At 70.6% G+C, this 26,643-nt stretch carries 27 protein-coding genes and 2 pseudogenes; 14 read left to right on the forward strand and 15 right to left on the reverse strand.

Annotated elements, in window-relative coordinates; genetic code table 11:
- Positions 1–202: 202 nt before the first annotated feature.
- Complete coding sequence (locus P3X83_RS32635; protein ID WP_277309156.1) at positions 203–2,401, forward strand: AAA family ATPase; 2,199 nt, start codon at positions 203–205, stop codon at positions 2,399–2,401.
- The gene (locus P3X83_RS32640; RefSeq protein WP_277309157.1) at positions 2,340–2,921 is read left to right on the forward strand and encodes a dihydrofolate reductase family protein; all 582 of its coding nucleotides are present in this window, start codon (positions 2,340–2,342) and stop codon (positions 2,919–2,921) included. Before P3X83_RS32635 ends, P3X83_RS32640 begins: the two co-directional genes overlap by 62 nt.
- Positions 2,922–2,975: 54 nt before the next feature.
- Here P3X83_RS32640 and P3X83_RS32645 read toward each other — a convergent pair whose 3' ends face one another.
- The gene (locus tag P3X83_RS32645; RefSeq protein ID WP_277309158.1) at positions 2,976–3,401 is read right to left on the reverse strand and encodes a hypothetical protein; all 426 of its coding nucleotides are present in this window, start codon (positions 3,399–3,401) and stop codon (positions 2,976–2,978) included.
- 18 nt (positions 3,402–3,419) lie between these two features.
- On the opposite strand from P3X83_RS32645, the gene P3X83_RS32650 reads away from it, so the two are divergent.
- A complete protein-coding gene (locus P3X83_RS32650) occupies positions 3,420–3,968 on the forward strand; it encodes a GNAT family N-acetyltransferase (RefSeq protein WP_277309159.1) in 549 nt (182 codons plus the stop codon).
- 13 nt (positions 3,969–3,981) lie between these two features.
- Here the strand turns inward: P3X83_RS32650 and P3X83_RS32655 are convergent, their stop codons facing one another.
- Entirely contained in the window at positions 3,982–6,021 is a 2,040-nt protein-coding gene (locus P3X83_RS32655) for an NACHT domain-containing protein (protein WP_277309160.1), read from the reverse strand.
- 112 nt (positions 6,022–6,133) lie between these two features.
- Here P3X83_RS32655 and P3X83_RS32660 point away from each other — a divergent pair, with 112 nt between their 5' ends.
- On the forward strand, positions 6,134–6,619 hold the full coding sequence (locus P3X83_RS32660) for a TetR family transcriptional regulator (RefSeq protein WP_277309161.1): 486 nt from the start codon (positions 6,134–6,136) through the stop codon (positions 6,617–6,619).
- Positions 6,620–6,636: 17 nt separating this feature from the next.
- Here P3X83_RS32660 and P3X83_RS32665 read toward each other — a convergent pair whose 3' ends face one another.
- Positions 6,637–7,218, reverse strand: a complete 582-nt coding sequence (locus P3X83_RS32665) for a TetR family transcriptional regulator (RefSeq protein ID WP_277309162.1) — start codon at positions 7,216–7,218, stop codon at positions 6,637–6,639.
- 36 nt (positions 7,219–7,254) lie between these two features.
- Complete coding sequence (locus tag P3X83_RS32670; protein WP_277309163.1) at positions 7,255–8,784, reverse strand: MFS transporter; 1,530 nt, start codon at positions 8,782–8,784, stop codon at positions 7,255–7,257.
- Positions 8,785–8,973: 189 nt separating this feature from the next.
- On the opposite strand from P3X83_RS32670, the gene abc-f reads away from it, so the two are divergent.
- From abc-f to P3X83_RS32685, 3 genes and pseudogenes are all read left to right on the forward strand, one after another.
- Positions 8,974–10,626: a ribosomal protection-like ABC-F family protein gene (gene abc-f, locus P3X83_RS32675; protein ID WP_277309164.1), complete on the forward strand. Its 1,653-nt coding sequence runs from the start codon at positions 8,974–8,976 to the stop codon at positions 10,624–10,626.
- Positions 10,627–10,985: 359 nt separating this feature from the next.
- A pseudogene (locus P3X83_RS32680) lies at positions 10,986–11,354 on the forward strand (aldo/keto reductase); the annotation flags it as partial.
- A 91-nt stretch (positions 11,355–11,445) separates the two neighbouring features.
- A complete protein-coding gene (locus tag P3X83_RS32685) occupies positions 11,446–11,619 on the forward strand; it encodes an aldo/keto reductase (protein WP_277309261.1) in 174 nt (57 codons plus the stop codon).
- 182 nt (positions 11,620–11,801) lie between these two features.
- Here P3X83_RS32685 and P3X83_RS32690 read toward each other — a convergent pair.
- The 6 genes and pseudogenes from P3X83_RS32690 to P3X83_RS32715 form a co-directional block, all read right to left on the reverse strand.
- Positions 11,802–11,945 (reverse strand): annotated as a pseudogene (locus tag P3X83_RS32690) (pyridoxamine 5'-phosphate oxidase family protein); the annotation flags it as partial.
- 133 nt (positions 11,946–12,078) lie between these two features.
- The gene (locus P3X83_RS32695) at positions 12,079–12,423 is read right to left on the reverse strand and encodes a LiaF domain-containing protein (protein WP_277309165.1); all 345 of its coding nucleotides are present in this window, start codon (positions 12,421–12,423) and stop codon (positions 12,079–12,081) included.
- 103 nt (positions 12,424–12,526) lie between these two features.
- Complete coding sequence (locus P3X83_RS32700; protein WP_346742771.1) at positions 12,527–13,897, reverse strand: S8 family serine peptidase; 1,371 nt, start codon at positions 13,895–13,897, stop codon at positions 12,527–12,529.
- Positions 13,822–14,328, reverse strand: coding sequence for a S8 family serine peptidase (locus tag P3X83_RS43385; protein WP_346742770.1), 507 nt, complete (start codon positions 14,326–14,328; stop codon positions 13,822–13,824). The genes P3X83_RS32700 and P3X83_RS43385 overlap by 76 nt, the downstream gene beginning before the upstream one ends.
- Positions 14,325–14,684, reverse strand: a complete 360-nt coding sequence (locus P3X83_RS32710) for a hypothetical protein (protein WP_277309166.1) — start codon at positions 14,682–14,684, stop codon at positions 14,325–14,327. The genes P3X83_RS43385 and P3X83_RS32710 overlap by 4 nt, the downstream gene beginning before the upstream one ends.
- A gap of 196 nt (positions 14,685–14,880) precedes the next feature.
- Entirely contained in the window at positions 14,881–15,315 is a 435-nt protein-coding gene (locus P3X83_RS32715; RefSeq protein WP_277309167.1) for a site-specific integrase, read from the reverse strand.
- Positions 15,316–15,522: 207 nt separating this feature from the next.
- On the opposite strand from P3X83_RS32715, the gene P3X83_RS32720 reads away from it, so the two are divergent.
- Positions 15,523–18,561: a Tn3 family transposase gene (locus P3X83_RS32720; RefSeq protein WP_277309168.1), complete on the forward strand. Its 3,039-nt coding sequence runs from the start codon at positions 15,523–15,525 to the stop codon at positions 18,559–18,561.
- A 422-nt stretch (positions 18,562–18,983) separates the two neighbouring features.
- On the opposite strand, the gene P3X83_RS32725 is transcribed toward P3X83_RS32720, so the two are convergent.
- Both P3X83_RS32725 and P3X83_RS32730 read right to left on the reverse strand, forming a co-directional pair.
- A complete protein-coding gene (locus tag P3X83_RS32725) occupies positions 18,984–20,324 on the reverse strand; it encodes a GAF domain-containing SpoIIE family protein phosphatase (RefSeq protein WP_277309169.1) in 1,341 nt (446 codons plus the stop codon).
- A gap of 164 nt (positions 20,325–20,488) precedes the next feature.
- On the reverse strand, positions 20,489–21,487 hold the full coding sequence (locus P3X83_RS32730; protein ID WP_277309170.1) for a tyrosine-type recombinase/integrase: 999 nt from the start codon (positions 21,485–21,487) through the stop codon (positions 20,489–20,491).
- A 151-nt stretch (positions 21,488–21,638) separates the two neighbouring features.
- On the opposite strand from P3X83_RS32730, the gene P3X83_RS32735 reads away from it, so the two are divergent.
- From P3X83_RS32735 to P3X83_RS32750, 4 genes are all read left to right on the forward strand, one after another.
- A complete protein-coding gene (locus P3X83_RS32735; protein ID WP_277309171.1) occupies positions 21,639–22,226 on the forward strand; it encodes a DUF5994 family protein in 588 nt (195 codons plus the stop codon).
- 119 nt (positions 22,227–22,345) lie between these two features.
- Positions 22,346–22,669, forward strand: a complete 324-nt coding sequence (locus tag P3X83_RS32740; RefSeq protein WP_277309172.1) for an STAS domain-containing protein — start codon at positions 22,346–22,348, stop codon at positions 22,667–22,669.
- Entirely contained in the window at positions 22,666–23,727 is a 1,062-nt protein-coding gene (locus tag P3X83_RS32745) for an acyl-CoA desaturase (protein ID WP_277309173.1), read from the forward strand. Before P3X83_RS32740 ends, P3X83_RS32745 begins: the two co-directional genes overlap by 4 nt.
- Before the next feature lie 102 nt (positions 23,728–23,829).
- On the forward strand, positions 23,830–24,087 hold the full coding sequence (locus P3X83_RS32750) for a hypothetical protein (protein WP_277309174.1): 258 nt from the start codon (positions 23,830–23,832) through the stop codon (positions 24,085–24,087).
- A gap of 118 nt (positions 24,088–24,205) precedes the next feature.
- Here the strand turns inward: P3X83_RS32750 and P3X83_RS32755 are convergent, their stop codons facing one another.
- From P3X83_RS32755 to P3X83_RS32765, 3 genes are all read right to left on the reverse strand, one after another.
- Positions 24,206–24,880, reverse strand: coding sequence for a hypothetical protein (locus P3X83_RS32755; protein ID WP_277309175.1), 675 nt, complete (start codon positions 24,878–24,880; stop codon positions 24,206–24,208).
- A gap of 121 nt (positions 24,881–25,001) precedes the next feature.
- Positions 25,002–25,340, reverse strand: coding sequence for a hypothetical protein (locus tag P3X83_RS32760; protein ID WP_277309176.1), 339 nt, complete (start codon positions 25,338–25,340; stop codon positions 25,002–25,004).
- 123 nt (positions 25,341–25,463) lie between these two features.
- Positions 25,464–25,682 (reverse strand): hypothetical protein, encoded by a 219-nt coding sequence (locus P3X83_RS32765; protein ID WP_277309177.1) that lies wholly within the window; start codon positions 25,680–25,682, stop codon positions 25,464–25,466.
- 131 nt (positions 25,683–25,813) lie between these two features.
- Between P3X83_RS32765 and P3X83_RS32770 the strand changes: the two genes are divergently transcribed.
- Positions 25,814–26,164, forward strand: coding sequence for a metalloregulator ArsR/SmtB family transcription factor (locus P3X83_RS32770; protein ID WP_277309178.1), 351 nt, complete (start codon positions 25,814–25,816; stop codon positions 26,162–26,164).
- Positions 26,164–26,622, forward strand: a complete 459-nt coding sequence (locus P3X83_RS32775) for an SRPBCC family protein (RefSeq protein WP_277309179.1) — start codon at positions 26,164–26,166, stop codon at positions 26,620–26,622. The genes P3X83_RS32770 and P3X83_RS32775 overlap by 1 nt, the downstream gene beginning before the upstream one ends.
- The last annotated feature ends 21 nt before the right edge of the window (positions 26,623–26,643 follow it).

Consider the following 26,643-nt stretch of genomic DNA (forward strand, 5'->3'; position numbering starts at 1 on the left):
GGCGGGTCGCGGCGCGGTTGCCTCGCTGCGGTCGGTCGCCGGCCGCTAACCCCGACCACCCCGTCCGCACCTGCTTCTCCGGCCGAAAACGGTTCCGCCATCCACCCGTTCCGGGCCGGTTGACTCAAGCAAGTAAGTCAAGCCTTACCTTCGCAGAAACTTGGCTGCATAGTGGAGAGCCGAGTCGAGAGGAGGGCTGCTGTTGCCGCAGTTCGATGAGGGTGCCGCAGGACAGGTTGAGGTGGAGCAGGCCCACGTGGCCGCCATGTACGGGCTGCTCGATGAGCGATTGGCGGATGCGCGCGCCCAACTGGCGGACGTGTTGAGGTCGTCGGCCGACAGCGCGGGTGAGGCGTACACGCGCGATGTCGAAGCAGAACGTCTGGCTCGTCGGATTCGCCGGCTGGAGGGGGCCGAGGATGGGCTGGCGTTCGGCCGGATCGATGGCGCGGACGGCACCGTCCTGCACATCGGACGGCTCGGCCTGCGCACGGGCGACCGAGACCTGCCGCTACTCGTCGACTGGCGAGCGGAAGCGGCGCGGTCCTTCTACGCAGCGACGGCCGTCCACCCGATGGGGCTGCGGCGGCGCCGTCATCTACAGGTCAAGGACCGTGTGGTCCGTACGATGAGCGACGAGCTACTGGACGGATCCGCACCCGCGGCCGGCGACATCGTCGGCGACGGCCCGTTGACAGAGGCGCTGGAGGCGCACCGGACAGGGCGGATGCGTGCGGCGGTGGCGACGCTGCAGGCCGAGCAGGACGGGATCGTCCGGTCCCCGCATCGGGGCGTGATGGTGGTGCAGGGCGGCCCCGGCACGGGCAAGACCGTCGTCGCGCTGCACCGGGCGGCGTACGTACTGTACGCGTTCCCGGGTGCCGCCGCGCGCGGTGTGCTGCTACTCGGGCCGAACACGCGGTTCCTCGACTACGTCTCCCAGGTGCTGCCCTCGCTCGGCGAGAACGACGTGCTCCTGGCGACATGCGCGGAGCTGGCCGGCGTGGTACCCACAGCGGTGGAGCCGTTCGATGTCGCGCGCCTCAAGGGGGGTTCGGCGCTGGCCGAGGCGCTTGCGGACCTGGTGCGCTCTCTGCAGGCACCGGGCGGTGGGTTCGCGGTGCGTGTGGGGCAGGAGTGGGTCCGTCTGAAGAGAGCGGACGTCGCGGCGGCGCGGGAGGCCGCGGTGGCGAGCGGTCTGGCGCACAACCGTGCGCGGGAGGTGTTCAAGGAGCACCTGATCGGCATGGTCGCGGGCGCCCTGGAGCGCGGCACCGTCGAGGCCCTCGAACACATCGACGCCGAGATTTCCGAGAGCACGGGCATGGATCTCGATGCCGCAGTCGAGGCCGATCTGCGGTCTCTCGGCTTCGACGACGCGCCGGCCGCGGACCCGGCCGAGGTGTTCGACGCCGATGCCGTCCGCGCGTACCTTGTGGGCGACGCCCATGTCGACAGTGCGGTGGAGTCCCTCTGGCCGCGGCTGGTACCCGAAGTGGTCGTAGGGGCGCTGCTGGCGGACACTCGCACGATGGCCAGGCACCTGCCGTCGCTCGCCGGTGACGAACATTCCCGGCTGGTGCGTTCCTCTGATGCCCCGTGGACCGATGCCGATGTACCGCTGTTGGACGAGGCGGCGGCCCTGGTGGACGGACCGCCGGAGCGGACGTTCGGGCACGTCGTGGTCGACGAGGCCCAGGAGCTGACCGCAATGCAGTGGCGGATGGTGATGCGCCGGTGTCCGGCCAGGTCGATGACGCTGGTGGGCGACTTCGCCCAGGCGGGACCCGCGACGACCGCAGGCGACTGGTCTCAGGCGCTGGGCCCGCATCTTGGAGGCAGGTTCGCCCTGCACACCTTGACCGTCAGTTACCGCACGACCCAGGAGATCCTGGCGACCACCCACGACCTGCTCACGCGGATTGCCCCCGGTCAGACACCGAGCCGGTCGATCCGCCATGGCGAGCCTCCCCGCAGCCTCACCGCGTGTCCGCACACACTCGCCACCATGGTGGCCAAGGAACTCCGGGCGCAGTCCGCAGCGCACCCGGGCGAACTGCTGGCCGTGATCTGCGCGGATGACCGGGTCAAGGAGATGGCATCCGCAGGTGTCGCACAGTGGGCGCGCCTCGTGCCGGCTTCCGAGGCCCGCGGCCTGGAGTTCGACGCGATCGTCATCGTCAGCCCGGAAGAGATCGTCGCGGCCCGCCCCAGCGGCGAGCGTGACCTGTATGTCGCCCTCACGCGTGCCACCAAGAGAGTGTGCACGATCGCCGTACACGCGGCCGGCCGGTGCTGCCGGCCGATAATTTTGGTGCCCCAAAGCAGAGGAGAGCCCCGTGGGCAAGGTGGTCATGTACGGCTCGGTGTCGGTGGACGGCTTCGTCGCGGACGAGAATGACCAGCCCGGACCGCTGTTCGACTGGTTGTCCAGCGGTGACGTCCCGTTGGACGAGAGCGGCGTGCTGAAGGTGTCGCAGACGTCCTACGATTACACTCGGGCGTACTGGGAGCAGATCGGAGTCACGATCGCCGGCCGCCACGTCTTCGACCTGACCGACGGCTGGGACGGCAAGCCGCCGAGCGGCATCGACCACGTGGTCGTCGTGTCGCACCGGCCGATGCCCGAGGGCTGGGACCCCGAGGCGCCGTTCCACTTCGTCGACGGCGTCGAGACGGCCGTGGCCAAGGCGCAGGAGCTCGCGGGTGAGCGCATCGTCGAGGTCGCCGCCGGCGACGTCGGTGGCCAGGTGCTCGCCGCGGGCCTGGTCGACGAGGTGCGCATGGACGTCGTACCCGTCGTGTTCGGGTCCGGCAAGCGCTACTTCGGGTCGGTCCACGCGCAGCACCTGTTGGAGGATCCTGACGTGGTGATTCAGGGCAACCGGGTGCTTCACCTGCGCTATCGGGTACGCCGTTGACCGATCTGGGCGGGTACGCGAAGAAGTCCACCGCGAACGGTGACCTCGCTGAGCTCAGTGGGTCACGGCGGTCTCGGTCCACACGCGACAGTTCTCGGGATTACGCAGGTGGTAGGCGCCGGTGACATAGCCGTTCTCCACGCGCACCGCCACCGCTCCGTCGATCCGCCCGTCGATTCGCACGAGCAGCCCAGGCGTGCCATTGATCTGGACCAGCTCGACCGACCTTTCCGCGTCGCGCTTCCACCAGCCGACGGCCAGCAGCCGAGCCACGTTGTCGCCCCGCACAACCGGCCGCAGCAGGGCATGCCTGACTCCGCCGCCGTCGCTCAGGGCGACGACGTCCGGCGCGAGGATGTCGAGCAGGCTCTGCAGCTCACCGGTTTCGACCGCTCGCCCGAAGGCCTGGAGCGCGGCCCGGGTCTCGGCCGGGGAAGCGCTGCCGCGCGGCCGGCGGTCGGCGACGTGTGCCGCCGCCACCGGTCGTCCCTTCTCCTGGTGGGGGGCCCGGCCTCCACGCCGGCCGATCTTGCCGCGCACCTCAAGGCGGCCGGGCTCGAAGCCTCCGGGACCGAGACGGGCATGTGGAAGGACCTGCGCGCGTCCCGCCCCGAGGCGCACGCCGACGGCCTGGACATCCGGCAGGCGACCACCGCCACCCAGCTAGCCGACTACGCCGCGGTCCTCGCCACGAACTGGGATCCGCCCGCCGCCACCGTGCGCCGGTTCTTCGCCGACACCGCCCCGTGGGCGCTGGCCGCCGGCTGCCCCGCCCGCTACCTGGTCGGTCACGCCGACGGCCGTCCCGTCTGCTCGGCCGAGGTCTTCCTGTTCGCGGGCGTCGCTGGGATCTACAACATCGCCACTCTCGCCGCGGCCCGCGGCCGCGGCGATGGCGGCGCCGTCACCCTGGCCGCCCTGCGCACCGCCCGCGAAGCGGGCTACGAGACCGCAGTACTGCAGGCGTCCGCCGACGGCGAACCCGTCTACCGCCGCCTCGGCTTCGCCACCTGCGGCCACTTCACCGAGTACGCCATCACCCCCTGATCCGGCACAGCCATCACGGCAGTGGAACAGCGTTCTCGCCGGGCAGATCCGCCAACCGATCACGCAGCAGCGTGTGCCTGAACTGGTAGAAGGGGCCGAATCGACGCAATACCCCACGGTCGTGGGCGTCGTCGAGGAATCTCATCAGCCGCAGCGGCAGCCCGTGAGCGCGCAGCCACAGCCTGGTCTGCGTGAAGCGGCCCGCCGCGCTGGCGAACCAACCGGTGAGCCCGACGGCCAGAGCCATGGTGACCGCTCCCGCCGCAGGGCCGAGTTGGGGATACGAGCGCATGATGGCCCAGCCCACCACCGCGCTCAACCCGCCTGCCTCCACGGCGTGGACGAGGGCGGCCCTCCGGTCGTCGCGCAATGCCCTGCCCGGCGTGACCACGTCGATCGCCGCGCCGCCGTTGAGGCTGAGCGTGTTGGTGACCGGCCCGCCCAAGGCCACGCACACGCCCAGGATCAGCGCGGTCGGCGGGTCGGCGAACACCCAGAACAACAGGGCCACGGGCACCGCGAAGACGATCGTGCTCATGCACTGTGCGAGCGTGGGACGTTGAAGTCCGAGGCGACGCGGTTCACCTCCGGCCAGCGGTGCCCGGAGGCCGGGCAGCAGCACGCCCGTCGCGACTCCGACCGCGGCGCAGGCCAGGCCGTACCCGAGGCTGCCGGTGATCGGTGTGACCGCTGCGGTGATCGCGGCGGCGGTGATGAGTTCGTCGGCGACGGCGCGGCCGGGCACGATGCGCCAAAGCCGCCACCAGGCCAGGTCGTTGCTCTGCTGACCGGCCAGGTGGCCGGCCAGCCAGCGCAGTGTGCGCTCGGCGCTGTCCGGATCCCAGCGGTGGCCGCGCCGTACTCCCGAAGCGCGTCCGTGGCTGCGGTAGGCGGCGGTGAGGTAGCTGTCCAGCAGGTGATGTTCGATCTCGACGGGACTGGCGAAGCCGAGCAGACCGGCCGGGTCGGGCGGAGGGGCGTCGCGGCTGGTGGTCCTGGGCGGGTTGTAGTGCTCGCGGGCCAGGGACACCATGATCGGTGTACGCAGTGCCTCGGTGACCGGGGCGTGCCGCTCGGACAGCAGTGTGTCGGTTACGTCGTCCCAGCGTGCCGGATCACCTGTGGTCTGAATGAGGTAGTCGGCCGCCACGGCCGGGTCCAGGTCGGCCATCTCCACGACCGCGCAGCCGTGCAGGCGCATGGAGCCCTCCTCGGTCGAGGTCATCGCCCGATAGTCGGCGCTCCTGCAGGTCAGCACGTACGGCTGGCCGGGCCCGAGCCGGTTCACCCGGTCGGCCGCCACGCCTCTGGCCGCTGCCGGGATCTCGTCGAGGCCGTCCAGCACGAACATCAGAAGGCCTGCTTCGACCAGCGCCCTGGCCCTGGTCGGCCCGCCGTCCGCGACGGGGACGCGCAGGCCCGTATAAGTGAGTTCGAGACGGCTGACGACCCAGTCGACGCAGCCAAGGGCCTCGGGATCCCACGAGGCCATCGATAACAGCACCGGCAACGAGCCGCCCGGCTTTCTGCCGGCCAGCAGGCTCTGCACAAGCTGGGTGGCCAACACGGTCTTGCCCGACCCGCCTCTGCCCAGGATCACCAGCTTGCCCGTGGGGACGCGGTTGAACGTGCGCTCTATCTGGCCGGCGTCACCGGCCAGATCCGCGAAACCCTTACCCCAGCGGTGGGAGGGGACATTCGGCGCTGCCGCTTTCACCAGGCCGCTCCACGAGCCGCTCAGCTCGGGCACCGGGGTGTAAGGGGGATACAGCGGCACGCCCACCGACCAGTGCTCGGCCTCCAACCGCCACTGGGTGCGCACGGTCTCGGCCAGAGCATCGGCCACCTGGGCCAGCGTCAACGGTGAGCCGGCCTTGGCCACGCGATAGGAGAGGACGGTATACAGCGCCGAGACCACAGCCGCCACGAACGTGATGACGAAGACCACGGCGTCCAGCGGTTCGTCCCACGCGGTGCCCAGCACCCCCAGGACGACGGACGCCGCCACGAGAGCCGCCGTGGCGATCATTCCCAAGAGCCCACGCCTGGTCATGGCTCTCATGCTGGCAGCCTCGGCCTCGCCGCAAGGGCCATTCCCATAACCGAGATGCCCGGCTGCCGGGAGGGGCACGAGTGCGATGGCAATACGACCGTACGATAACGGGGTGCCACGGATCGCCGATCATGATCAGCGTCGCGCCCAGATCGCGCGAGCCTTCCAACGCCTGCTGGCCGCGGAGGGCTTCGCAGGCGTCTCGTTCTCGCGGGTGGCGGCCGAGGCCGGCGTCTCGGTCGGGCTCATCCAGTACTACTTCACCGGCAAGGACGCGCTGCTCCGCTTCGCCTACGAAGACGGCGTGAGCCGGATGAGCGAGCGGGTGCGGGCACGCGTCCGCGACGGCGAGGACGCCGGCCTACCGATGGCGGAGGTGCTGCTCGACAGCCTGGCCGAACTGTTGCCGCTCGATGAGGAGCGGGCCGTCGAGTATCGCGTCCGGCAGGGACTGCAGACTCAGGCGGTGTGTGCCACCGGCCTGCCGGTCTGGCCCGGCGTCGACTCCGGTCACGTCCAGTCCCTGGCGCCCGATCGGATCGGTGGCACGGACTACGTGGCGGAGCACCGCCTCGACTTCTGGGCACACATGCCCTGAGTGCGGTTCCTATGCGGTCAAGAGACGGCCGCGCCGCGGGACTCGTGGATGGCGCGGCCCAGGATCCGATGGACGTAGTCGGGATCGGCGGGGGCGTTGTCGATGAGGATGGCGGTGCACAGGCCGTCGGAGGCGACGACGAGTGCGGCCACGGCCTCGGGGTCGTCGGTGAGGGTGGCCGCGAGCTCGGCGATGTTCTCCCGCCAGCGACGGGCGACGGGCGCCAGGGCCGGACGGCGAGCCGCCAGCGTGGACAGCTCCCGCTCGGCCAGCGCACGTGCACGGCCGGGACCCGCGGATTCGGCGATCAGCTCGGCCAGACCGCGAAGCCTGTCGCCGGGGCCTTCGGCGATCTGGCGGATTCGCGCGGTGTAGGTGTCGGCGACGCTGGACAGGGCCGCGACGAGCAGGTCGTCGAGGGTGGCGAAGTAGTAGGTGCTCAGGCTGGTGGTGATGCCGGCCTGGTTGGCGACGGTGCGGTGGGTGACGCCCGCGGCGCCGTCACGCATGACGATGGCGAGGGTGGCGTCGATGATCTCGGCGCGGCGCCGGTTACCCCGGGCCTTGCGCCCATCGATGTGCTCGTCCCCGTCGTTCATGCTCCCCTCCTGTGTGTTCCAGGGTAGTCGAGCGCGTCACCCCGGTTCGGCTTCGTCGTGCCGGGTGTCCCCGAGCGGACGCACGTGCCGCAGCGCCGTCAGGCAGAGCACGGCCGCCACGACGATCGCGGCACCGGCCACGGCGGAGGCGGTGTTCACCCCGCTGGTGAACATCAGCCGCGCTTCCCTCACAACCTGGGCGGGCACCTGATCGGCGAGTGACAACGCCCCGGAAAGGCTGCCCGTGAGACGCCCTTCGACCTCGGGCGAGACGTCATCGGGAGCGGACATGCGGGCGGCGTACAGGGCGGTGGTGAGGCTGCCGAGGACGGCCACGCCGACGGCGATGCCCAGTTCCTGGACGGTCTCGGACATCGCGGCGGCCGACCCGGACTTCGCGGCCGGTACGGCGCCGACGACCATGTCGGTGCCGAGCGCGGCCAGCGCGCCGAGCCCGAGGTAGACGAGCGTGAACCCGGCCACCACCATCACCGCGTCCCGCGTGCCCGCGGTGGCCAGCAGCGCGTATCCGATCACCGAGAGGCCGAGCGTGACCGCCATGACCACCCCGGGACGCACCCGCCTGGCGATGAGCGGTGCGCCGATCGCCGCGGCGAGCATCGCCAGCGCGGACGGCCCCATCCACAGGCCCGCCTCGAACGGCGTCATGCCTTCGACGAGCTGGAGGTACTGGGTGACCAGGTACATGGTTCCGCCGACCCCGACCAGTCCGATCAGCAGCACGGCCAGTGCCACGGAGAACGTCCGGCTCGTGAACAGCCTGACGTCCAGGAGCGGCGAGGCGAGGCCGCGCTGGCGACGCACGAAGATCACGCCGGCCACCGTGCCGAGTGCGGCGAGGATCAGCGTGCCGAGGTCGAGGCCGTACGCCGCCGCGTGCTTGATCGCATAGATCACCGGCAGGATCGCGGCCAGCGACAGGGCGACACTGGCCAGGTCGAGGCGGCCTGCCTGCGGGTCGGCGTACTCGGGCAGCAGCGTCCGCGCCCCGGCCAGCACGACGACCGCTATGGGGACGGCGAGCAGGAACGCCGCTCCCCACCAGAACGTGTCGACCACGGCGCCGCCGACCACGGGGCCGAGGGCCATGCCCAGGGCGAACATCGTCGCCCAGACCCCGATCGCGACCGCGCGCTGACGCACGTCGGCGAACATGTTCGAGATCAGCGACAGCGTCGAGGGCATCAGCGTGGCCCCGGCGACCCCCAGCAGCGCTCGGGCGAGGATCAGCAGTTCGGCGCTCGGGGCGAAGGCCGCGAACACGGAGACCGCGGCGAAGGCGGCCATTCCCACTACCAGCAGGCGACGCCGTCCGATCCGGTCGCCCAGGGTCCCCATGGTGATGAGGAACCCGGCGACGAGGAACCCGTAGGCGTCCATGATCCAAAGCGTCTGCGTCGCCGACGGATCCAGCGCCTCGGCCATCGTCGGCAGGACCAGGTACAGCACGGTGACATCCAGACCGAGCAGCACCGTCGGCAGTCCCAGCAGGCCCAGGCCCGCCCACTCACGCGTTCCCGCAAGCCGGGTCGCGGTTTCTGGCATGACGCCCCCTCGATAGATTGTTTGAACGATAGTACAACTAGGACAATCGTTCAATTTTCTATCGAGGTGCCGCCAGACGCTTCGTCTTGTTATGGTGGGGCCATGGCTTTCCTCTTCGTCTGAGTCCGGGCATGGCCCTGCCGCCGTTTCTGCTGCCCGTAGACCCTTCGTATGCCCGGGGAAAGCCCTATGCGCGACCGCGCTCATACCACCCTGCCCACCGCCGTCCCCGCTGTGGCGCAGTTGTCCGTCAGGTCCGTCACCAAGTCGTACGGCACCCGGACCATCCTCGACCAGGTCTCCTTCACCGTCCGGCCGGGAGAGAAGGCCGCCGTCATCGGTGAGAACGGCTCCGGCAAGTCCACCTTGCTGCGGCTGCTCGCCACGGCCGAGACGCCGGACGCCGGGGAGGTCACCGTCCGGTTTCCCGGCGGAACCGGCCACCTCGCCCAGACCCTCGACCTCGACGCGGACCGCACCGTGCAGGACGCCGTCGACCTCGCTCTGACAGATCTGCGCGAAATGGAGCGAGAGCTCCGTGCGGCGGAGGAGTCCCTCGCCGACGCGTCGGACGAGGAGCTCGCCGCGTACGGCGAACTGTTGATCGCCTACGAGGAACGCGGCGGATACGAGGCGGACGCCCGTGTGGACGCCGCCATGCACGGGCTCGGGCTGGCCCGGATCACCCGGGAGCGCCTGCTCGGCTCACTGTCCGGCGGCGAGCAGTCGCGCCTCGCGCTCGCCTGTGTCCTCGCCGCCGCCCCCGAACTGCTGCTCCTGGACGAGCCGACGAACCACCTCGACGCGTCCGCCGTGCGCTGGCTGGAGGAACACCTTCGCGCACACCGCGGCACCCTCATCGCCGTCACCCACGACCGCGGTTTCCTGGAGCGCATCGCCACCACGATCCTCGAAGTCGACCGGGACGAATGCACCGTGCGCCGGTACGGCGACGGGTGGGCCGGCTACCGTGCCGCGAAGGCCGCCGCCCGGCGCGCGGCGGAGCAGCGGTACGCGGACTGGGTCGAGGAGGTGGCCAACACGGAGGAACTGCTGGAGGCCGCGAGCAGGCGGCTGGCCACCACCGGGCGCGACCCGAAGCAGGGCTTCGGCAAGCACCGCCGCTCCAGCGAGGCCAAGCTCGGCGGGCAGGTGCGCTCGGTGCGGGAGCGCCTGGACCGGCTGCGGCGCGAGCCGGTGGCAAAGCCGCCGGAACCGCTCCGGTTCACGACGGCGCTGCAGCCGGCGGCCGGCGGCCCGGCCCAGGGCACACTCGCCGAACTCGACGACGTACGGGTCGGGGAACGGCTGCGCCTGGACGGGCTCCTGGCGATCCAACCCGGAGGGCGGCTGCTGGTCACGGGCGAGAACGGCGCGGGCAAGTCGACGTTGCTTCGCGTTCTGGCGGGCGACCTGCGGCCGGACGCTGGCACGGCGCGCCGTCCTGCCCGGATCGGTTACCTCGCCCAGGAACTTCCCGCGCAAGCCACGCGGCTGCCGCTGCTCGCCGCGTTCGCCGCCGGACGGCCGGGGCCGCCCGACGAGTACGCCGAACAGCTCCTGTCCCTGGGCCTGTTCCGTGAACAGGACCTGCACGTCCCGGTCGCCGCCCTGTCCGTGGGACAGCAGCGACGGTTGCAGATCGCGACCCTGGTGACCCGGCCCGCGGACCTCCTCGTCCTCGACGAGCCGACCAACCACATCGCACTCGACCTGGTCGAGGACCTTCAGACGGCGCTCGCGGCCTATCCGGGGGCGGTGGTCGCGGTCTCGCACGATCGCGACTTTCGCGCGCGCTTCGAAGCCGAGCGGCTGGAACTGCACGCCGGCCGCAGGCGCTGACCCGGTCCGGCGCTGAATCGCCCGGCATCCATCAATCCACTGAGACAAGGGATCCATGACCACCTCCCTGAAACCACGACAGCGCGCCGCCCGCGCCGCCGCCGCCGCCGTTGAGGCGGCCGTCGCGGCCGGGCGCGGGCTCGCCCTGACCGTCACCGAGCCCACGGTGCGCAGCTCCCCGAACTGGGGGAGTACCTCAAGCCCGCGATCGACCACTGGCAGACCACGCCCTCCGCCGCCGCTATGCGGATCGAATGGGCGTCGGACGGTTGGCCGTGAGTCCTCGTCACGGTACGGGTGAGCGGACCATCGCGTTCCAGCGACCGCTTATCGCACCTCTCACCGTGTGCCCGTGGGTCATGGGACCGCCCGTCGATCGCGAGGGTGCCCTGGCCGTTCTGCGTGAAGCCGTCGACCTCGGCATCACCCACATCGACACCAGCGACGCCTACGGGCCGCGCGTCACCGACGAGTTGATCCGCCAGGCACTGCACCCCTATCCCGAGTCGCTGCACATCGTGACCAAGGTGGGCGCGACCCGCGACGAACAGGGTGGCTGGCCTCCCGCGCGCCGGCCGGAAGATCTGCGCCGCCAGGTCCACGACAACCTCAAGTCCCTCCGGCTCGACGTACTCGACCTGGTCGACCTCCGGCTCGGCAACGCCGAAGGTCCCCAGCCCGGCCCGCTCGCCGAGGCGTTCGAGACGCTGGTCGAGCTCCAGTGGCAGGGCCTGATCCGCCACCTCGGGGTCAGCAACGCCACCGAGGAGCAGGTCACCGAGGCGCAGGCCATCGCGCCGCCGATCGGGGGCGACGCGGATGTCCGTCGCACTGGCCTGGCTGCTGCGGCGATCACCGAACATCCTGCTCATCCCCGGCACGTCATCGACGGCACACCTGCGCGAGAACATCGCCGGCGCAGGACTCTCCCTCTCTCGCGAGGACCTGACCGAGCTGGACGACATCGGGGCCGGGTCAACGCCCGGGGACTGAGCCGGATCATCGCCCAACACGGTAGAAGGACCGCAGCCGCAGGAGGGCACGTTCCCGGCGAACCGGCCAGCCTTGCCGAAGACGAATCCGACCTCCGGATCGATGCGGTACAGCAGAATCTTGCCGGAGCGGATGGTGTCACCAAGGCCATGCCAGGTGCCCTCGGGGCTCGTCAGAAGGTCGCCGTACTTGCTCTCGTAGGCGTCGGCGGTGGCGAAGTGCAGGGCGCCGCAGGTCCAGACGGCCAGCAACGGTGTCACGTGGGGTCGGCCGTCGGGGCGGACGGTGGACAGCCAGAACAGTCGCGCCTGCTCCAGCTTTGCCATCCAACGGATGATCAGGATCTACCCGCCAGACCTCCCCGCCGGGTTGGGCGAGAGCTCAACGACTGCCGCTGGGATGACAGTCCCCTTGCTGGCGCTCCTTCGCAGGATGGGCTTGGGGACTCGGGAGACGCTCTCAGTTACGGCCGAAGGGCTCCTTCGGAGCCGCCTTGGCCCTCGTGCCGACACCGCCGAACAAGGCGAGACCGCTGATGACAATCCGTGGCGCTCCCCGTTCGCTGCGGACCGCGTCCCTGCCGAATGCGCCGAAGACGCCGAAGCCCTTGACCTCAACCTCCACGTCGTCGGGCACGATGACTTCCGTGTAACCCCATAGGGCGAAGGCGCGTATCCGGATCTCCTGACTCGCGAATCGGGCATCGCGCAGGTCGATCTCACCACCGCCGAACATGGACAACGAGGTGAACACGCGCGGGGCGACCCAGCGGCCCTTGCGATTGAACCAGCCGAACACGCTCATCGCGAAACGGGAGCTGGGCTCGTCCCGCACCACCAGCAGGTCCGCGCGAGTGGGCTCGGGAAGGCCGCGCCCCGCGTACGCGAGCGCACCATGGGTCTTGGCCTCATAGATCTCGGTCAGTCGCCGGTCCAGCTCGCCCAGCTCGATCCGACCCGGGAAGGGTGTCGACAGAGCGGCCGGCGTAGCCGGAGGTGCTGACCCACATCTCGGTCAGGGGCGTGCCGTACAGCGGCACCGGGAACGGGAGCGTGATCTGCTCCGCGTTGTTGGCGCCGGTCAGCGCCAGCCGTTCGGTGCCCGCCACGTACGATCCCGTGCCCTCTGCGCAGACATAGCCAAATTCATCGGTCTTCGGGCGCAGGGTGAGGTTCGTGGTCATGTCCCCGGCCACGGTGATCTGTTCCTCGGTGGTCCCGACGCAGCGCGAGGGTGCGGTGGTTTCCAGGCGATGGGAGCCGTGCGGGAGCGCCAGGCGGTAGCGCCCGGCGGCGTCGGTGACGGTCCTGAGCGGCGTGCCCGACGCCGTGACCGTGACGCCGTCCGCGGGCGCGCCGTCCTTGGTGACCGTTCCGGAGACCACGCCGTGCGGAAGCCGGGTCAGCGCGATGTCGGCGGTGGTCGTTCGGCCGGCGACGACGTTCATGCTCACGGGCGTGGAGGTCTCGTGGCCGTACCTGGCCACGCTGATCCGGTAGGCGCCCGGGGCCAGGCGCGGCACGGAGTAGACGCCGTCGGAGCCGGTGGCGACCATACGGACGTGCGCTCCGGTGATCGTCACATCGGCCTCAGGCACGGGTTCGCCGTTCGCGGTCACCGTGCCGTTCAGGGTGCCGAGCGGCTGGGCGGGTGCGGCCTTGACGGCGGCGTAGGCGTCCAGGCGGCCTTCGCCGTAGACGTTGTTGTCTTGTGGCGTTCCGCCGCACTGGTCGTCAGGGGTGTCGATGGCGCTGCCGTCCAGCAGCGCGCGGGTGGCGGCGATGTCTCGGCGCAGGGCGGGCGCGGCCGACCAGATCAGCGCCACGGTGCCGGCCACGTGCGGCGCGGCCATCGATGTGCCGCTGTCGCTGCGGTACCCCCCGCCGGGCATCGCGGAGCGCACGTTCACGCCTGGCGCGGCGATGTTCGGCTTGATCTCGCCGTTCTGGCCCGGTCCGCGGCTGGAGTTCGGGGCGATCGTGTTGTTCACGTCGAACGAGCCCACGCTGTAGCTGTCGCTGTACCACGCAGGAGTCTGGGTGGTATTGCACCCTGGCCCTTGGTTCATGTTCGAGTACACAGGAAAGATGCCCGCGGCCAGCCACGTGTCGAGGACCGCTTTGTACCAGTCGTCGGTCCTGTTGTAGCCCCAGGAGTTGTTGATGATGTCCGGAGCGAGGTCCGGCCGGGGGTTCTCGCCGTTCAGATCGGTGGGAGCGGCCATCCACTGGCCGGCCGCGATCCGTCCTGCCTCACCACCGGTACTCGTGGCGGCGATCCACCTGGCCCCGGGAGCGACCCGATGCCGTTCCCTCCGACGATGGTCCCCGTCACGTGGGTGCCGTGGACGCCGGAGTCGCAAGGGGCGCTCGGGCATTCCGCCAACCGGCCGAACCAGTTGTAGTCGTGCTCGACGCGCCCGTCGGCTCGCCTGCCGCGGTACTGCCCGGCCAGGTCGGGGTGCTCGAAGTCGGCTCCGGTGTCGATGACGCCGATGACGATGCCCTCGCCGCGACTGCCGAGTTCGTTCCACACGCGAGGGGCGTTGATGCGGTCTATGTTCCACTCGGCGGCGGCGGCCTTCGTCTTGACCCTGGGGTGGGTTCTGCCGGGCAGGGGCTTTGGCGGCTCGGCGGCGGTGTCCGGCTCGATGGAGGTGACCTCGGGCAGTGCCGCGATCTCGGCGGCGAGCTTCGCGTCACCGGTCACGTGCACGGCGTTGACGATCCAGAACGCGGTGTGCTTCGCCTGCCGCTCGGCCAGCAGCCCGCGCAGCCCGGCCTGGGACTTCTTCGCGTACGCGGTCTGGCGTCGAAGACCGCCTTGCCCTTGGCGGCCTTCGTGGTGGCGGCGCGGGCGGCGGACAGGTCTGCCTCGTCCTTCAGCCGGACCAGGAAGGCGGCCTGGCCGTCCTCCAGGTCCGCGCGCACCTCGGCGGAGATCTTGGCGTTCCCGGGTTCGGCGAGGGCCGCGCCCTGGGGGATGAGTAAGGCGGATACGGTGAGCAGGCCGGCGAACATCCGGGTGAGGATGGCCGCTCGCCGCCGGTTGGAGGGCGTCTTCATGGGCGGTGGCTCCCGGTAGAGATCTTCTGCTTCTGGACGGAAGCACCCTCCGCCATGCGGATGACCATGCGGAAGCCCGTTCCGGGGCCGCTTTCTGCTCAGTCGTCGAGGAGCGGGCGGAGCCGTCCGGGCGCCGCCCGCCGCCAGGTGACTACTGAACGGGCCTTGTCCGGCCGTTCCGATATGTGGACGTGACTCACCGTGGTGTCCCGCGCCGGGTCGCGAAGCGGACGTTGGCTGCCCGTCGGTGACCTTTACCGTGTGCCGCCTGGATGCGTGCCCGGCTCGCGGAGGCTCCCGCGGATCCGCGTACCGGTCGTCCCCAGGTCGCCGTCCACCAGTGGTGCACCAGCAGAGCGGCGGCGCCCGGCCAGGTGCGGCGCTCGTCCAGCCAGTAGAGCAGGGGTTGGCGTAGCTGGGGGTGGATGGGTACCTCGCGGATCTTGCCGCCCTTGCCGTAGACGATCAGCAGGCCCTTGCGGGCGGAGATGCGCACGTCGGGCACGTCCAGGGCGACGGCGTCGCCGACGCGCAGCCCGGCGTAGAAGGGCAGCAGGGCCAGGGCGCGGTCGCGGGGGTGCGGCCAGCTCTCGACGGCGCGCAGCCAGCGGAGCTGCGCGGGAGCGTTCATCGCCTTGGGCGCGGTCTTGGGGATGTCCTCGCGGGCGATGTCGGCCTTGCCCAGCCCGCGCCGGACGTGGAAGGGGTCTCGGTAGCAATGAAGAAATTTCCAACAAAGTAACGTCTGACCTGCACAAACGTCTGCGTTTGACGGGTTGGTGATCATTGCCGCTACGGTCGTTCCGGTTTTGTCCGGTACGGCACGTGGAGTGGTGCATTGTCAGAGAAGATGTTCTCCGAGGAGCAGTTGGAGCAGCTGCGCTCGTTCCCGGAGATCAGCGCGGATGAGTTGATCCGGTATTTCACGCCGACGTCGGCTGACGTGGCGTTCGTGAGTCCCGGCGGGCGGGGCCCAGTTGATCGGCTGGGCATGCTGGTCCAGCTGTGCAGCCTGCCCTGGCTCGGGTTCGTGCCCGACGATGTGAGCGCGGCGCCGGCCGCGGCGGTGGCGCGGGTGGCCGAGCGGCTCGGGGTGACTCCGGCGGCGCTGCGGTTGTACGGCAAGCGCGAGCAGACCCGCTCGGACCATCTGGGCCAGGTCGCCAGGTATCTGGAGTGGCAGACCGCCCCGGCGGGCAGCCAGGAGATGAAGGAACTGGAGCAGTTCTTGCTGGACCGGGCGATGGAGCACGACTCGCCGACGTTGCTGTTCAACCTGGCGCGCGAGTATTTGATGGCGGCCAAGGTGATCCGGCACGGCGTGCTCGTCTTGGCGAAGATGGTCGGCACCGCGCGCAAGGCGGCCGCCGATCTGACCTCTCAGCTGGTGGGGCACCTGCTGACCGCTGAGGTCCGCGCCGACCTGGAGCGGATGCTGGCCGTGGATGCGGGCCTGGGGACGACCCGGCTGGAGTGGCTGGTCAGCCCGGCCCGGGACGCCTCGGCGACGTCGGTGAAGACCGCGATCGACAAGCTGACCTGGCTGCGCGCGATCGACGCGCACCAGATGGATGTGTCGGTGCTGCCGAACGAGCGGCGCCGGTTCCTGGCGCAGGTCGCCCGCCGTTCGACCAACCAAGGGCTGGAGCGGCGCAAGGAGCGCAAGTTCCCGATCCTGCTGGCGTTCGTCGCCCAGGCCGCGGTCGACCAGCTCGATGAGGTGGTGGCCCTGTTCGACCAGGCCGTCAGCGCACGGGAGTCGCGGGCCAAGTCCAAGACGGATGAGGCGCTGGTCGAGCGGGCTAAGAAGGGCGAGGCGCGGCAGTTGGTGATGGACGTGATCCTGCCGGTGCTGGCCGATCCGGCGATCCCGGACGATGAGGTGGGCGGGATGCTGCGTGAGCGGATCGGCATGCAGCGGCTGCGGGAGATCACCTCTGATGCGTGGAAGCCGCTGCCCCGGGATCACGGTCGGTTGTCGGAGCTGGAGTCCTCCTACACCTATCTGCGCCAGTTCACCCCGAACGTGCTGGCCGCGATCGATTTCCAGGGCGGGCTGGGCACCGGCGAGCTGATGGAGGCGGTGGCCATCTTGAAGGAGATGAACCGGCTCGGCGGCCGGAAGGTCCCGACCGGGGCGCCGACGTCGTTCGTGCCCGCGAAGTACGCCGACTATCTGACCAAGGCCCGCAAGTCCGGCGAGGACACCGCCTACCGGCACTTCTGGGAACTGTGCGTGATCTTGTGCCTGCGGGACGGGCTGCGCTCGGGGGACGTCTTCGTGCCGGGCTCGCGCCGCTACGCCGACCCGGCCACCTACCTGTACACGTCCGAGCAATGGGCACCGCGGCGCGGCGAGTACTGCCGGCTGGTCGGCAAGCCGCCGCACGCGGCGGACGCGCTGGAGCAGGGCAAGGAGGAGCTGCATGCCGCCCTGGAAGAGTTGGAGACGACCCTGGCCGGCGCCGCGCCTGGCGACACCGGCATGGTCCGGCTGGATGAGGATGAGCACCTGGTGGTGCCGCCGCTGTCGGCCGAGGACGTACCGGCCGAGGCCAAGGCGCTGAAAGACGAGCTGGCCGCGATGCTGCCGTTCGCGCCCATCGCCTCGCTGCTGATCGAGCTGGACGCGCGCACGCATTTCCCGGACTGCTTCACCCACGCCGGCGGCCGCAAGCTCAGCACGTCCGTGGAGACCAAGCGCAACATCTTGGCGGTGCTCATCGCGATGTCCACGAATCTGGGCCTGGCGCGGATGTCGGAGGCGTGCGGGGTGTCCTACGACGTGCTGGCCTGGACCATGGAGTGGTACGTGCGGGAGGAGACGCTGCGCGAGGCCAACACCGTCATCGTCAACCACCACTACGGCCTGGAACTGGCCAAGGTGTTCGGCGGCGGCACCATGTCCAGCTCGGATGGCCAGCGTTTCCCCGTCCGCGGCAAAAGCACCACCGCCCGCACCATGGTGATTCACGGCGGGCAGGTGCTGTCCACCTACACCCATGTCTCCGATCAGTGGTCCACGTACGGCACGAAGATCATCGTGCCGACGGCGCGGGAGGCGCACTATATCCTGGACGATTTCCTCGGCAACGCCACCGATCTTCCGATCACTGAGCACGCAACGGATACGCACGGCGCCACGTTGATCAACTTTGCGCTGTTCGACCTGGTCGGCAAGGCCCTCACCCCGAGGATGCGGGACCTGACCCGGGTCACCCTGGTGCGGGACGACACCCCGACCGAGATCGCCAAGCGCTACCCGCACGCCGGACCGCTGCTCGGCACGCGCTGGAACGAAGACTTGGTGGCCGGCTGCTGGCCGGACCTGCTGCGGATGGCCGGGTCGCTGAAGTACGGCCAGGCCACCGCCTCGCTGATCGTCGGCAAGTGGTCGGCCGCCTCGCGCCAGAACACCCTGGCCGCCGCGCTGAAGGAGTGGGGCATGCTGCGCAGGACCGTGCACCTGGCGAAATACCTGTCGGACCCGGCGTTCAGGCGGAAGATCTCGCGGCAGCTGAACAAGGGAGAGAGCCTGCACGCGCTGCGCCGTGACCTGCACTACGCCCAGCAGGGCACCATCACCCGGCCGCACCTGGAGCAGCAGACCGAGCAGGCGTGGTGCCTGACTCTGCTGACCAACTCGGTGGTCGCCTGGACGACGGAATATTATTCCAGAGCGGTGCTGGAGCTGCGCTCCCAGGGCCGGGACGTGCCGGACGAGATCCTGTCGCACATCTCGCCCGGCCACAGCGACAACATCAACTTCTTCGGCGTCATCAACGTCGACGTGGAGGCGGAGCTGGCCAAGCTCGACACCAGCGGATGGCGCCCGTTGCGGCCCGCGCAGCTGCGCGAGCTGGGCTTGACCCCCTAGGCCACCGCTTGGCCGCTACCGCCGGGAACGGGCGCGGCCGAGCGCGTCGGAGTGGCCCAGCATCGCTGAGCGCAGCCGGTCCATCTCATCGGCGTGATCGATGAGCGCCTCGAGTGCTTGGTCAAGACCCTGGAGTGCTCCGCCAGCGCCGTGGTCGGCACCACCGACTCGTCGCGGCCGGTGTACGGCCACCACCTGGCCCGGAGGCGCCGCCTGCGCGCTGAGCCGCAACGGCGGCTGTGGGCCGTTGGACGCTGGCGGCGAAGGCACCGGTGCCTCCTTTCGGGGGCCCTCTGCTCCACACCTGCTGTCTGATGCGTCGCGACGTCTCGCCACGCGGGCGGGAGGACGACTGGATTCGGCAGCGCACCCCGGGCGGGGAGTTGCCTGGCCGGTCATCGGCGGTTCGGTGCGGCCGGTCGTCATGGTCTCTGTTCGCCGTGGTGAGGTACGCGCAGCAGCAGCAGGGCGGTGTCGTCGCTGTGGTAGTCCCCGGCGTGTCCGCTCAGGGCGGTGGTGATGCGTTCCAGCGTCTGCTCGGCGTTCAGGCCCTCACACCCTGCCAGGAGCGTGCTGAGCGCGGGCAGCCCCCAGATTGCGTGCCCGCCGCGACTGTGTGCTTCGGTGACCCCATCGGTGTAGAGCAGCAGAGCATCGCCCGGCGCCAGCTTCACCGGCTCCGCGTGCAGGCCGGCGTCGGCGAAGATGCCGAGCAGCAGGCCGGGCCGGCCCGCTTCCTCCACGGTGGCGTCGGCGCGCCGGATCAGGGCCGGTGCGTGGCCCCCCAGGCTGATCAGCCCGCGTACGCCGCCGTCCGGGCCGGGCCGCAGGATCACGCACGCCGCGGTCAGGAAGCGGTCGTTGACGCGCTGGCGGATCAGCGCGTCGTTCAGCCGGGTCAGCACGGTGGCCGGCGAGGCGTGCTGCGTGGCCTCGGTGCGCACGGTGTAGCGGGCCAGCGCGGTCACCTTGGCCGCCTCCAGCCCTTTCCCGGACACGTCGCCCAGTGCGGCGCACCACCACGGTTGCCGGGTGGGGAACAGGTCGTAGAAGTCGCCGACCACCGCCTCGCCGTTGCTGGCGGGCAGATACAGCGCGGCCGCGTCCAGCCAGGCCGGCCTGGCGATCACCGGTGGCAGCAGGCTGTCTTGCAGCGTCCGGGCCAGCCGGTCGGCCGCCGCTCCGGTGCTTTCCAGCGCGTCGATGCGTTCCTGGGCCTGGTGCACCTGCCGGCGCAACTCGATCAGATCGCTGACCGCGCCGGCCAGCCTGGTCAGCGTGTCGAGCTGGCGGTCGGTCCATGGATGCGGCCGCTCATCGAGCACGCACAGGCCTCCCAGCACCAGCCCGTCGGCCGACAGCAGGGGGAAGCCCGCCCAGGCGCCCACCTGCTGATCGCGCACGTCCGGGAGGTGGGCCAGGCGGGCGTCGCGGGTGGTGTCGGCGGCGACCAGCGGACCGGAGGTGCCGGCCAGCAGCGGGCAGGCGTCGGTGTGCAGGGGGATACTGCGCTGACTGAGCGTCAGGGGACCCCGGCCGGCCGCGGCCTTGCAGAACGCGTGACGGGCGTCGAACAGCACCACCAGTGCCTGCTGGGTCCCGGCCGCTGAGGCCGCCAGCTCGCACAGGTTGTCCAGGTCCGGATCCGGTTCGGTGTCCATCAGCGCGGTGGCGGCCAGTGCCGCCAGCCGGGCCGGGTTGTACACCTGCACCGGCATCGGCGGCACGTCCGGCAGCACCAGCGGCTTCAGCGGAGCCTTCATCGCGTGCCCGCCTTCCGCCGCCGAAGGAGATGCCCCAGCAGCCCCAGCCCACAGACCGTAGCCACGTGATCGCAGCCGGATGGAGTCAACACCGTGGACGCCCCTTTCAGGGTAGACAGCCGTCAGCGGGCAGGACAAGCAGGATGATCTTGCCACTGGTCCGGCTAATGGTCGGTGATCAGGGCGTCCAGGGCGGCTGCCTTGTCGGCTTCGGTGGGCAGGGCGTAGCGGCGGGTGGTGTCCAGCGAGCCGTGGCCGAGGAGTTCGGCGACCAGGATGGGGTCTTTGCCGTCGCGGATGAGCTGGGTGGCGAAGGTGTGGCGCAGGACGTGCGGGCTGAAGGGTTCGGTGGGGTCGTCACCCAGGCCGACGGCGTCGCCGAGGCCGGTGATGATGGCGCGGGCGGCGCGGTCGCTCAGGCGGCCGCCGCGGTGGTTGAGGAACAGCGCGGCGTGGGTGTCGGCCCCTTTCCAGTCGGCGCGGGCCTGCAGCCAGTCGGTCAGGGCCTGGCGCAGGTCGGGGTGGACGGGCAGCAGGCGGATCTTGCCGCCGTCGCGGCCCTTGCCGCGGATGCGCAGTTCGCCCTTGCGGGCTGAGAGGCGGACGTCGGCCAGGTCGAGGCCGACGACCTCGGAGATGCGCAGGCCGGCGTAGTAGGGCAGCAGGGCGACGGCCTTGTCGCGCGCAGGTGCGGTGAGCTGGACGTGGCGGACGTAGCGGCGGGTGCGCCGGGCGTCCAGGGCGCGGGGTGCGGTGCGGCGGGTGTCGCGTTCACGGCGGGCCTGGGGCTTGCCGAGGCCGCGGCGGGCGTAGAAGTCGTCGATGGCCGACAGGTAGGTGTCGATGGTATTGGGGGCGCGGCGGCCGTTCTTCAGATGCCGGCGGAAGTCGCGTACGGCGCCGGTGGCGGCGATGGGGTCGGTGAGCGGGTCGCCGTCCAGGGCCCCGGCTTGGTCGGCGAGCCAGGCCAGGTAGCCGCGCAGCCGGGAGGCGTACTTGGTCTTGGTGGAGTCGGCCAGCGGGGCGTGCGCGAGCGCGGCGGTGTATCCGGCCAGGACGGCGGCGTGCGGAGCGGAAAGCGGAAGGGCCCGCGACCGGCGTGTGTTTCCGGAAGCTGCTCCGGCCGGTTCCGCGAACTCTGCGGGCCTGTTTCCGGAAGTCACTCCCACAGTCTACTTCCGGAATTGTGAGATTCCGGAAGTCATGCCGTACACTGAGGGTACCGAGGTCTTTTCGAGCGTTGGCATTCAGGTCCGCGTCGCCCCCGGCGAACCACCACCGGCCTCTTCGGGGGCCTGGACAGGTCAGGCGACCATGACGCCGACACTTCTTTTTCCACCCGCACCGCTCAGCCCCGCCTCGCCCGCGATCCCCCGGGCCGATTCCGCGCTACGACTCAGCCTCAACCCGGTGCCGAACCGGCTGGCTGTGGTGGACGGGGCCTGGTGGCCCTCCTCCCGTGACGCGGCCGCCGAACTGCCCGGCCTCATCGCCGCCGTGGACCGGCTGCTGGATCGGGTCACGCTCCGCATCGGCCTGCACGGCGATGTGTGGCAGAACATCCCGCGCCGCATCCCCGCGCGCGGGCGTCAGGTCCGCATCGGCTGGTTCCGCCACACCGACCCGCGCGTGATCACTCTCAGCTTCGCCACCGGCGAGCCGGTCGTCCTGCTGATCATCCCTTCGGGTACCCCCGCCGGAGCCGCCGGGGCCACGCTCAAGCTCACCGCCCAGGACATCGCCGGCATGAGCATCGACGCCATCCTCACCCTCGCGCATCTGCCCGCCCGCCCCGCCCCACGTGCCACGGCCGACGGCCCGGCCCGCTGGGAGGACGAGGGCGGGTCGGTCATCGGGCAGGCAGCGCAGCCATCCACGGGACGGCCGGCAACGTCGGAATGACCCCGTGCCGCCTGCCGGCCGGATCGAGCGGTCCTGGCACCGCCCGAACTGGCGGCGGGCCGATCTCCGGCCGGCAGGCATCTCATCACCTTTCAGCTTCTCCCGTGAGGAGACATTCCATGACCGTCATCGACACCGCCCCGCTCGCCGGGGCCGGCGCCTCGGCGCCGACCCTGGTGCATCTGTCGGGGGACATCGACATCTTCACCACAGCCCGGCTGCGCCGCCGGCTGATCAACGCCCTCGACCACAGCACCGACCTGCTCGTCCTGGATCTGTCCCAGGTCACCTTCTGCGGGGCAGGCGGGCTGGGCGTGCTCGTCGGCGTGCAGGGCCGGGCCCGGACACGGGGCATCACGCTGGCCCTGACCGGCGTTCCCCCGCGCGTGGCCCGGCTGCTGCGCATCACCGGCCTGGACCGGCGCCTCCCGGTCATGGCATGACCGGCATGCCGACCGCCACCCGCACCGCCGCCGAGGCGGGCTATGACGGCCATGCGCCGTTCCCCCGCCCCGCCGCGCCCGCGCGGGCCGGCATCGTCGCGGTGACGCTGACCGCGGCGATCGTCATCGCGCCGTTCCTCGCGCTGGGCGCCGGCATCTGGCTGGCGTGGGGAAGCGGAATCACCCTCACCGACCTGCTGCTGGCCGCCGTCTTCTACGTAGTGACCGGGCTGGGGGTGACGGTCGGCTTCCACCGGCTGCTGACCCACCGCTCCTTCACCGCCCGCCCGTGGCTGCGCGTCATCCTGGCCGTGGCCGGGTCGATGAGCTTTCAGGGCAGCCTGATCGACTGGGTGGCCGTCCACCGCCGCCACCACGCCTTCACCGACCAACCGGGCGACCCGCATTCCCCCTACCGCTACGGCACCGGCCTCGGCGGGCAACTGCGCGGCCTGGCCCACGCCCACCTGGGCTGGCTGTTCTCCGCCGAGCCCACCTCGGCCACACGGTATGCCCCCGACCTGCTGCGCAACGATCCGGCCATGCTGCGCATCTCGCGCGCCTTCCCCGCCTGGTGCGCCGCCTCCCTGCTGCTGCCGTTCGCGGCGGGCTGGGCGATCAGCGGCAGCCTGTACGGCGCTCTGACCGCGTTCATCTGGGCCGGCCTGGTCCGCGTCGCCCTGCTGCAGCACGTCACCTGGAGCGTCAACTCCCTGTGCCACATGATCGGTGACCGGCCGCACAAGACCCGCCGGCACGATCGCTCCACCGACCTGTGGCCGCTGGCCCTGCTCTCCTTCGGGGAAAGCTGGCACAACGGCCACCACAGCCAGCCCGGCTGCGCCCGGCACGGCCGCGGCCCCCGCCAGATCGACCCCTCGGCAGCACTCATCCGCCTGCTCGAACGCCTGAACTGGGCCACCAACGTGCACTGGCAGCCCGCCGACGGCCTGCGACACCGTCGCATGGTGGCAGGCAAACACACGCCGCGCTCCACCACGCACCATCCCGGCGGCGCACGCCCCACTGATAGCCGCCGGCCCGGCTCCCGGCCGTAGGCGGGCCATTGCGGAGCCGAACGTCCCTACGCGCACTAAAGGACGGCAAGGTGAATGATGCCGAACGCCCGACCTCCGCAGCAGCCAGGTCCTGACCGTGGCATGGACCCGGCCCTGGCCGGCGTCTTGAAAGCAGTCGGCACGGCCTCGCGCACCCGCACCCTTCGCCACGCGATGAGCGTGGCCTGCCATGGTGACCGGCCGCGGCTCGCCGCGTGCCTGGAGGCGATGCCGCCGGCTCAGCTCGTTGAGATGGGCGCCGCTGCGCGGTTGCTCAGCACCGAGGCCGACCAGGCGCTGACCAACAAGGCCCCTCACGGGTGCGCTGCCCCTGCCGGTCCGGCCTGCGACAGCGCTTGACCACCCGCAACATCCGCCGCAGCTACGGCCCCGGCCGCGCGTGCCGATCGGCTACCGGCCAGACCCGGACGGGGGCCGGGGGCGCGGCCTGCGTCCAGCCCCTCCACCAGCCGGTCGATCACTCACCGGCCCGCTCCTCTCCAGCTCCCGGGATCGGTTCGGCTGATGAGCGCCGGGCCCGCAGCCGCCTGGCCCGGCGCTGGGTTTCCACCGCCTGCTCGCGCGTCTGGCTGGCCCGGTCGGCGGTGGCCCGCGCGCGCTTTCGGGTGTCCCGCACACCCTCCAGAAACTGATCCGGCCAGGCCGTCTCCGGCGGGGGCGGGCTCACCATCTGACGCTCGATCTCGGCCTGTTCCCGATCAGCCATGGCCGCATCCCGATCATCACCGGCCGCGGCCCGATCCGCCGCGGCGTTCTGACGATCCTCGCGCGCCTGCCGCCGATCCTGCCGAGCGGCCTGCTCATCGGCTTGGGCTGCCGTCCGCTGCCGGCGCACTGCCCCCTCCCAATACTCACGCAATACCGTGCGATCCTCGCGGCCGTGCTCGCGGGCATCGCGCCATTGCTGCCGCATTGCGGCGCTCTCGTGGCCGTCGCCCAGCTCGCCGGCGTCCTCGCGCTGGTCGACGGCGTGATCACGTTGTTCGGCTTCCCACAGCACATCGTGAAAGGCCCGGTCGGCCTCGTCGGCAGCCTCCTGGCCCCGACGCGTCTCGCGGTCCCGTTCGGCGGCGGCGCCATCGCGCTGCTCGGCCGCCTGGTCCCGGCCGGTCGCCTGGTCCTGGCAGGCCATCCTGCCAGTCGGAGGAGTCGGCTTTTCGCGTGCCTCGCCTTCGTAATTGAACCGATACCTCAGCCGCGCAGCGCTCCATTACCGCAGGTCAGGCGCTACTTCGTTGGAAATTTCTTCATTGCTACCGAGACCCCTGGAAGTCATCCAGGGCGGCCAGGGCGTTGTTGACGTAGCGTACCGAGCGTTTAGGGTCGGCTTCGCGCAGCAGGTAGAGGCGGTAGTCACGTACAGCCCAGTCGCGGGCGCGGGCGTGGGCAAGCGGGTCGCCGACGCCGCCGTCGGGCCGCTCGGCCAGCCACGCCAGATACATGCGCACTCGGGAGATGTAGGTGCGGCGAGTGTCGGCCGCCAGCGGCACATCCTGCAGGGCGGTGGCGTAGCCGTCGAGGATCTCGGCGGATGTGTCCGGCAGCGGGGTAGGGCGGGCACCCCGCCGTTTCGGCAGGGGCTCGGCCGACACAGACTCCGTGTTCTCGGAAGTCGTTGTCAGGGGTCGTGATCCGGCCGGAGCCGGATTCTCGGAAGGCACGCGTGGAGTGTACTTCCGGGAACGCGTCATTCTCGGAAGTGTCGGCGAACTGTGTCAGGCGTCGATCCAGCCCTGGCGCTGCCACCAGCCGATCGCCTTGCGCGCGATGGACAGCTCCCGGTTGACGGTATCGGCGACCATCTCATCCGCCCGCGCCGCCGCCAGTTCTGCGAGCACCTGCGGCAGTGCCGGGTCGTCGATCGCGGCGACGGGGACGGGGGCGGGTCCGGTCGGCGCCGGTTCGCCGGCTCCGAGCATCACACAGTGCTGCATGTCCGTTCGCCGTGGCTGTACGAGAACAGGGGCGAATGCGCGAGCCCGCCAGTAGATCGGACCACCACGATCGGGGTCATTGGTTAAGGAAGTACTTGACTATCAACGCGTGCCGACCCATAGTTAAGGACATGCCTAACTATGGCGGATCGCTGGACCGGGTGTTCCAAGCACTGGCGGACGGAACACGCCGGGCGATGGTGCAGCGCCTGATCCGCGGACCGGTGCCGGTGAGCGAACTGGCCAGGCCACTGGACATGTCGCTACCGGCGGTCATGCAGCACATCCAGGTGCTGGAAGCGTGCGGGCTGGTCACATCCGAGAAGATCGGCCGCGTCCGCACGTGCCGCATCGAGCCGGACGTACTGCGGATGGCCGAGGACTGGCTTGCCGAGCAGCGCACGTCCTGGGAACGGCGCCTGGACCGGCTCGGCGACTACCTGCTCGATGATCCCGGCGCACCGGAGCAAAGGAGCTTGTGATGATCGACCGTTCTGTCACGCACGCCACATTCACCCTCGAACGCCTCTACCCGGCCACAGCGGCCCGGGTGTTCGCGGCATGGGCCGACCCGAAGGCGAAGGCCCGCTGGTTCTCCACCCCCGATGCGGACCATGAACTGGACTTCCGGGTCGGGGGCCGGGAGGTCAACCGCAGCCACCCGGACAGCGGCCTGTCGATGACGTATGAGTCGTCGTACCACGACATCGTCCAGGACGAGCGCATCGTCTACACCTCTACGTTGCACGTGGGAGACGACCTCGCGACGGCGTCGCTGACGACCGTTGCGTTCTGCCCGGCCGATGGGGGCACGCAGCTGGTCCTCACCGAGCAGGGCGCCTTCCTCGATGGCCGGGAGGAGCCCTCCTGGCGGAAGCACGGCACCGGCGCCTGGCTCGACGCGTTGGGCGTCGAGCTGGGTGCGGGAGGGCACGAGTGAGCCCACGGGCGGCCGCCCTGA

Source organism: Spongiactinospora sp. TRM90649 (assembly GCF_029382225.1).
Classification (GTDB): domain Bacteria; phylum Actinomycetota; class Actinomycetes; order Streptosporangiales; family Streptosporangiaceae; genus Spongiactinospora.

Bases quoted from the DNA above. Each gene is read 5' to 3' on its own strand.
- P3X83_RS32655 (WP_277309160.1), bottom strand. From the start codon at position 6,021: ATGACCAGGCGTGGGCTCTTGGGAATGATCGCCACGGCGGCTCTCGTG.
- P3X83_RS32665 (WP_277309162.1), bottom strand. From the start codon at position 7,218: ATGAACGACGGGGACGAGCACATCGATGGGCGCAAGGCCCGGGGTAAC.
- P3X83_RS32670 (WP_277309163.1), bottom strand. From the start codon at position 8,784: ATGCCAGAAACCGCGACCCGGCTTGCGGGAACGCGTGAGTGGGCGGGC.
- abc-f (WP_277309164.1), top strand. From the start codon at position 8,974: ATGCGCGACCGCGCTCATACCACCCTGCCCACCGCCGTCCCCGCTGTG.
- P3X83_RS32685 (WP_277309261.1), top strand. From the start codon at position 11,446: ATGTCCGTCGCACTGGCCTGGCTGCTGCGGCGATCACCGAACATCCTG.
- P3X83_RS32695 (WP_277309165.1), bottom strand. From the start codon at position 12,423: ATGAGCGTGTTCGGCTGGTTCAATCGCAAGGGCCGCTGGGTCGCCCCG.
- P3X83_RS32710 (WP_277309166.1), bottom strand. From the start codon at position 14,684: ATGAAGACGCCCTCCAACCGGCGGCGAGCGGCCATCCTCACCCGGATG.
- P3X83_RS32715 (WP_277309167.1), bottom strand. From the start codon at position 15,315: ATGAACGCTCCCGCGCAGCTCCGCTGGCTGCGCGCCGTCGAGAGCTGG.
- P3X83_RS32725 (WP_277309169.1), bottom strand. From the start codon at position 20,324: ATGAAGGCTCCGCTGAAGCCGCTGGTGCTGCCGGACGTGCCGCCGATG.
- P3X83_RS32735 (WP_277309171.1), top strand. From the start codon at position 21,639: ATGACGCCGACACTTCTTTTTCCACCCGCACCGCTCAGCCCCGCCTCG.
- P3X83_RS32740 (WP_277309172.1), top strand. From the start codon at position 22,346: ATGACCGTCATCGACACCGCCCCGCTCGCCGGGGCCGGCGCCTCGGCG.
- P3X83_RS32745 (WP_277309173.1), top strand. From the start codon at position 22,666: ATGACCGGCATGCCGACCGCCACCCGCACCGCCGCCGAGGCGGGCTAT.
- P3X83_RS32750 (WP_277309174.1), top strand. From the start codon at position 23,830: ATGGACCCGGCCCTGGCCGGCGTCTTGAAAGCAGTCGGCACGGCCTCG.
- P3X83_RS32755 (WP_277309175.1), bottom strand. From the start codon at position 24,880: ATGGCCTGCCAGGACCAGGCGACCGGCCGGGACCAGGCGGCCGAGCAG.
- P3X83_RS32765 (WP_277309177.1), bottom strand. From the start codon at position 25,682: ATGCAGCACTGTGTGATGCTCGGAGCCGGCGAACCGGCGCCGACCGGA.
- P3X83_RS32770 (WP_277309178.1), top strand. From the start codon at position 25,814: ATGCCTAACTATGGCGGATCGCTGGACCGGGTGTTCCAAGCACTGGCG.
- P3X83_RS32775 (WP_277309179.1), top strand. From the start codon at position 26,164: ATGATCGACCGTTCTGTCACGCACGCCACATTCACCCTCGAACGCCTC.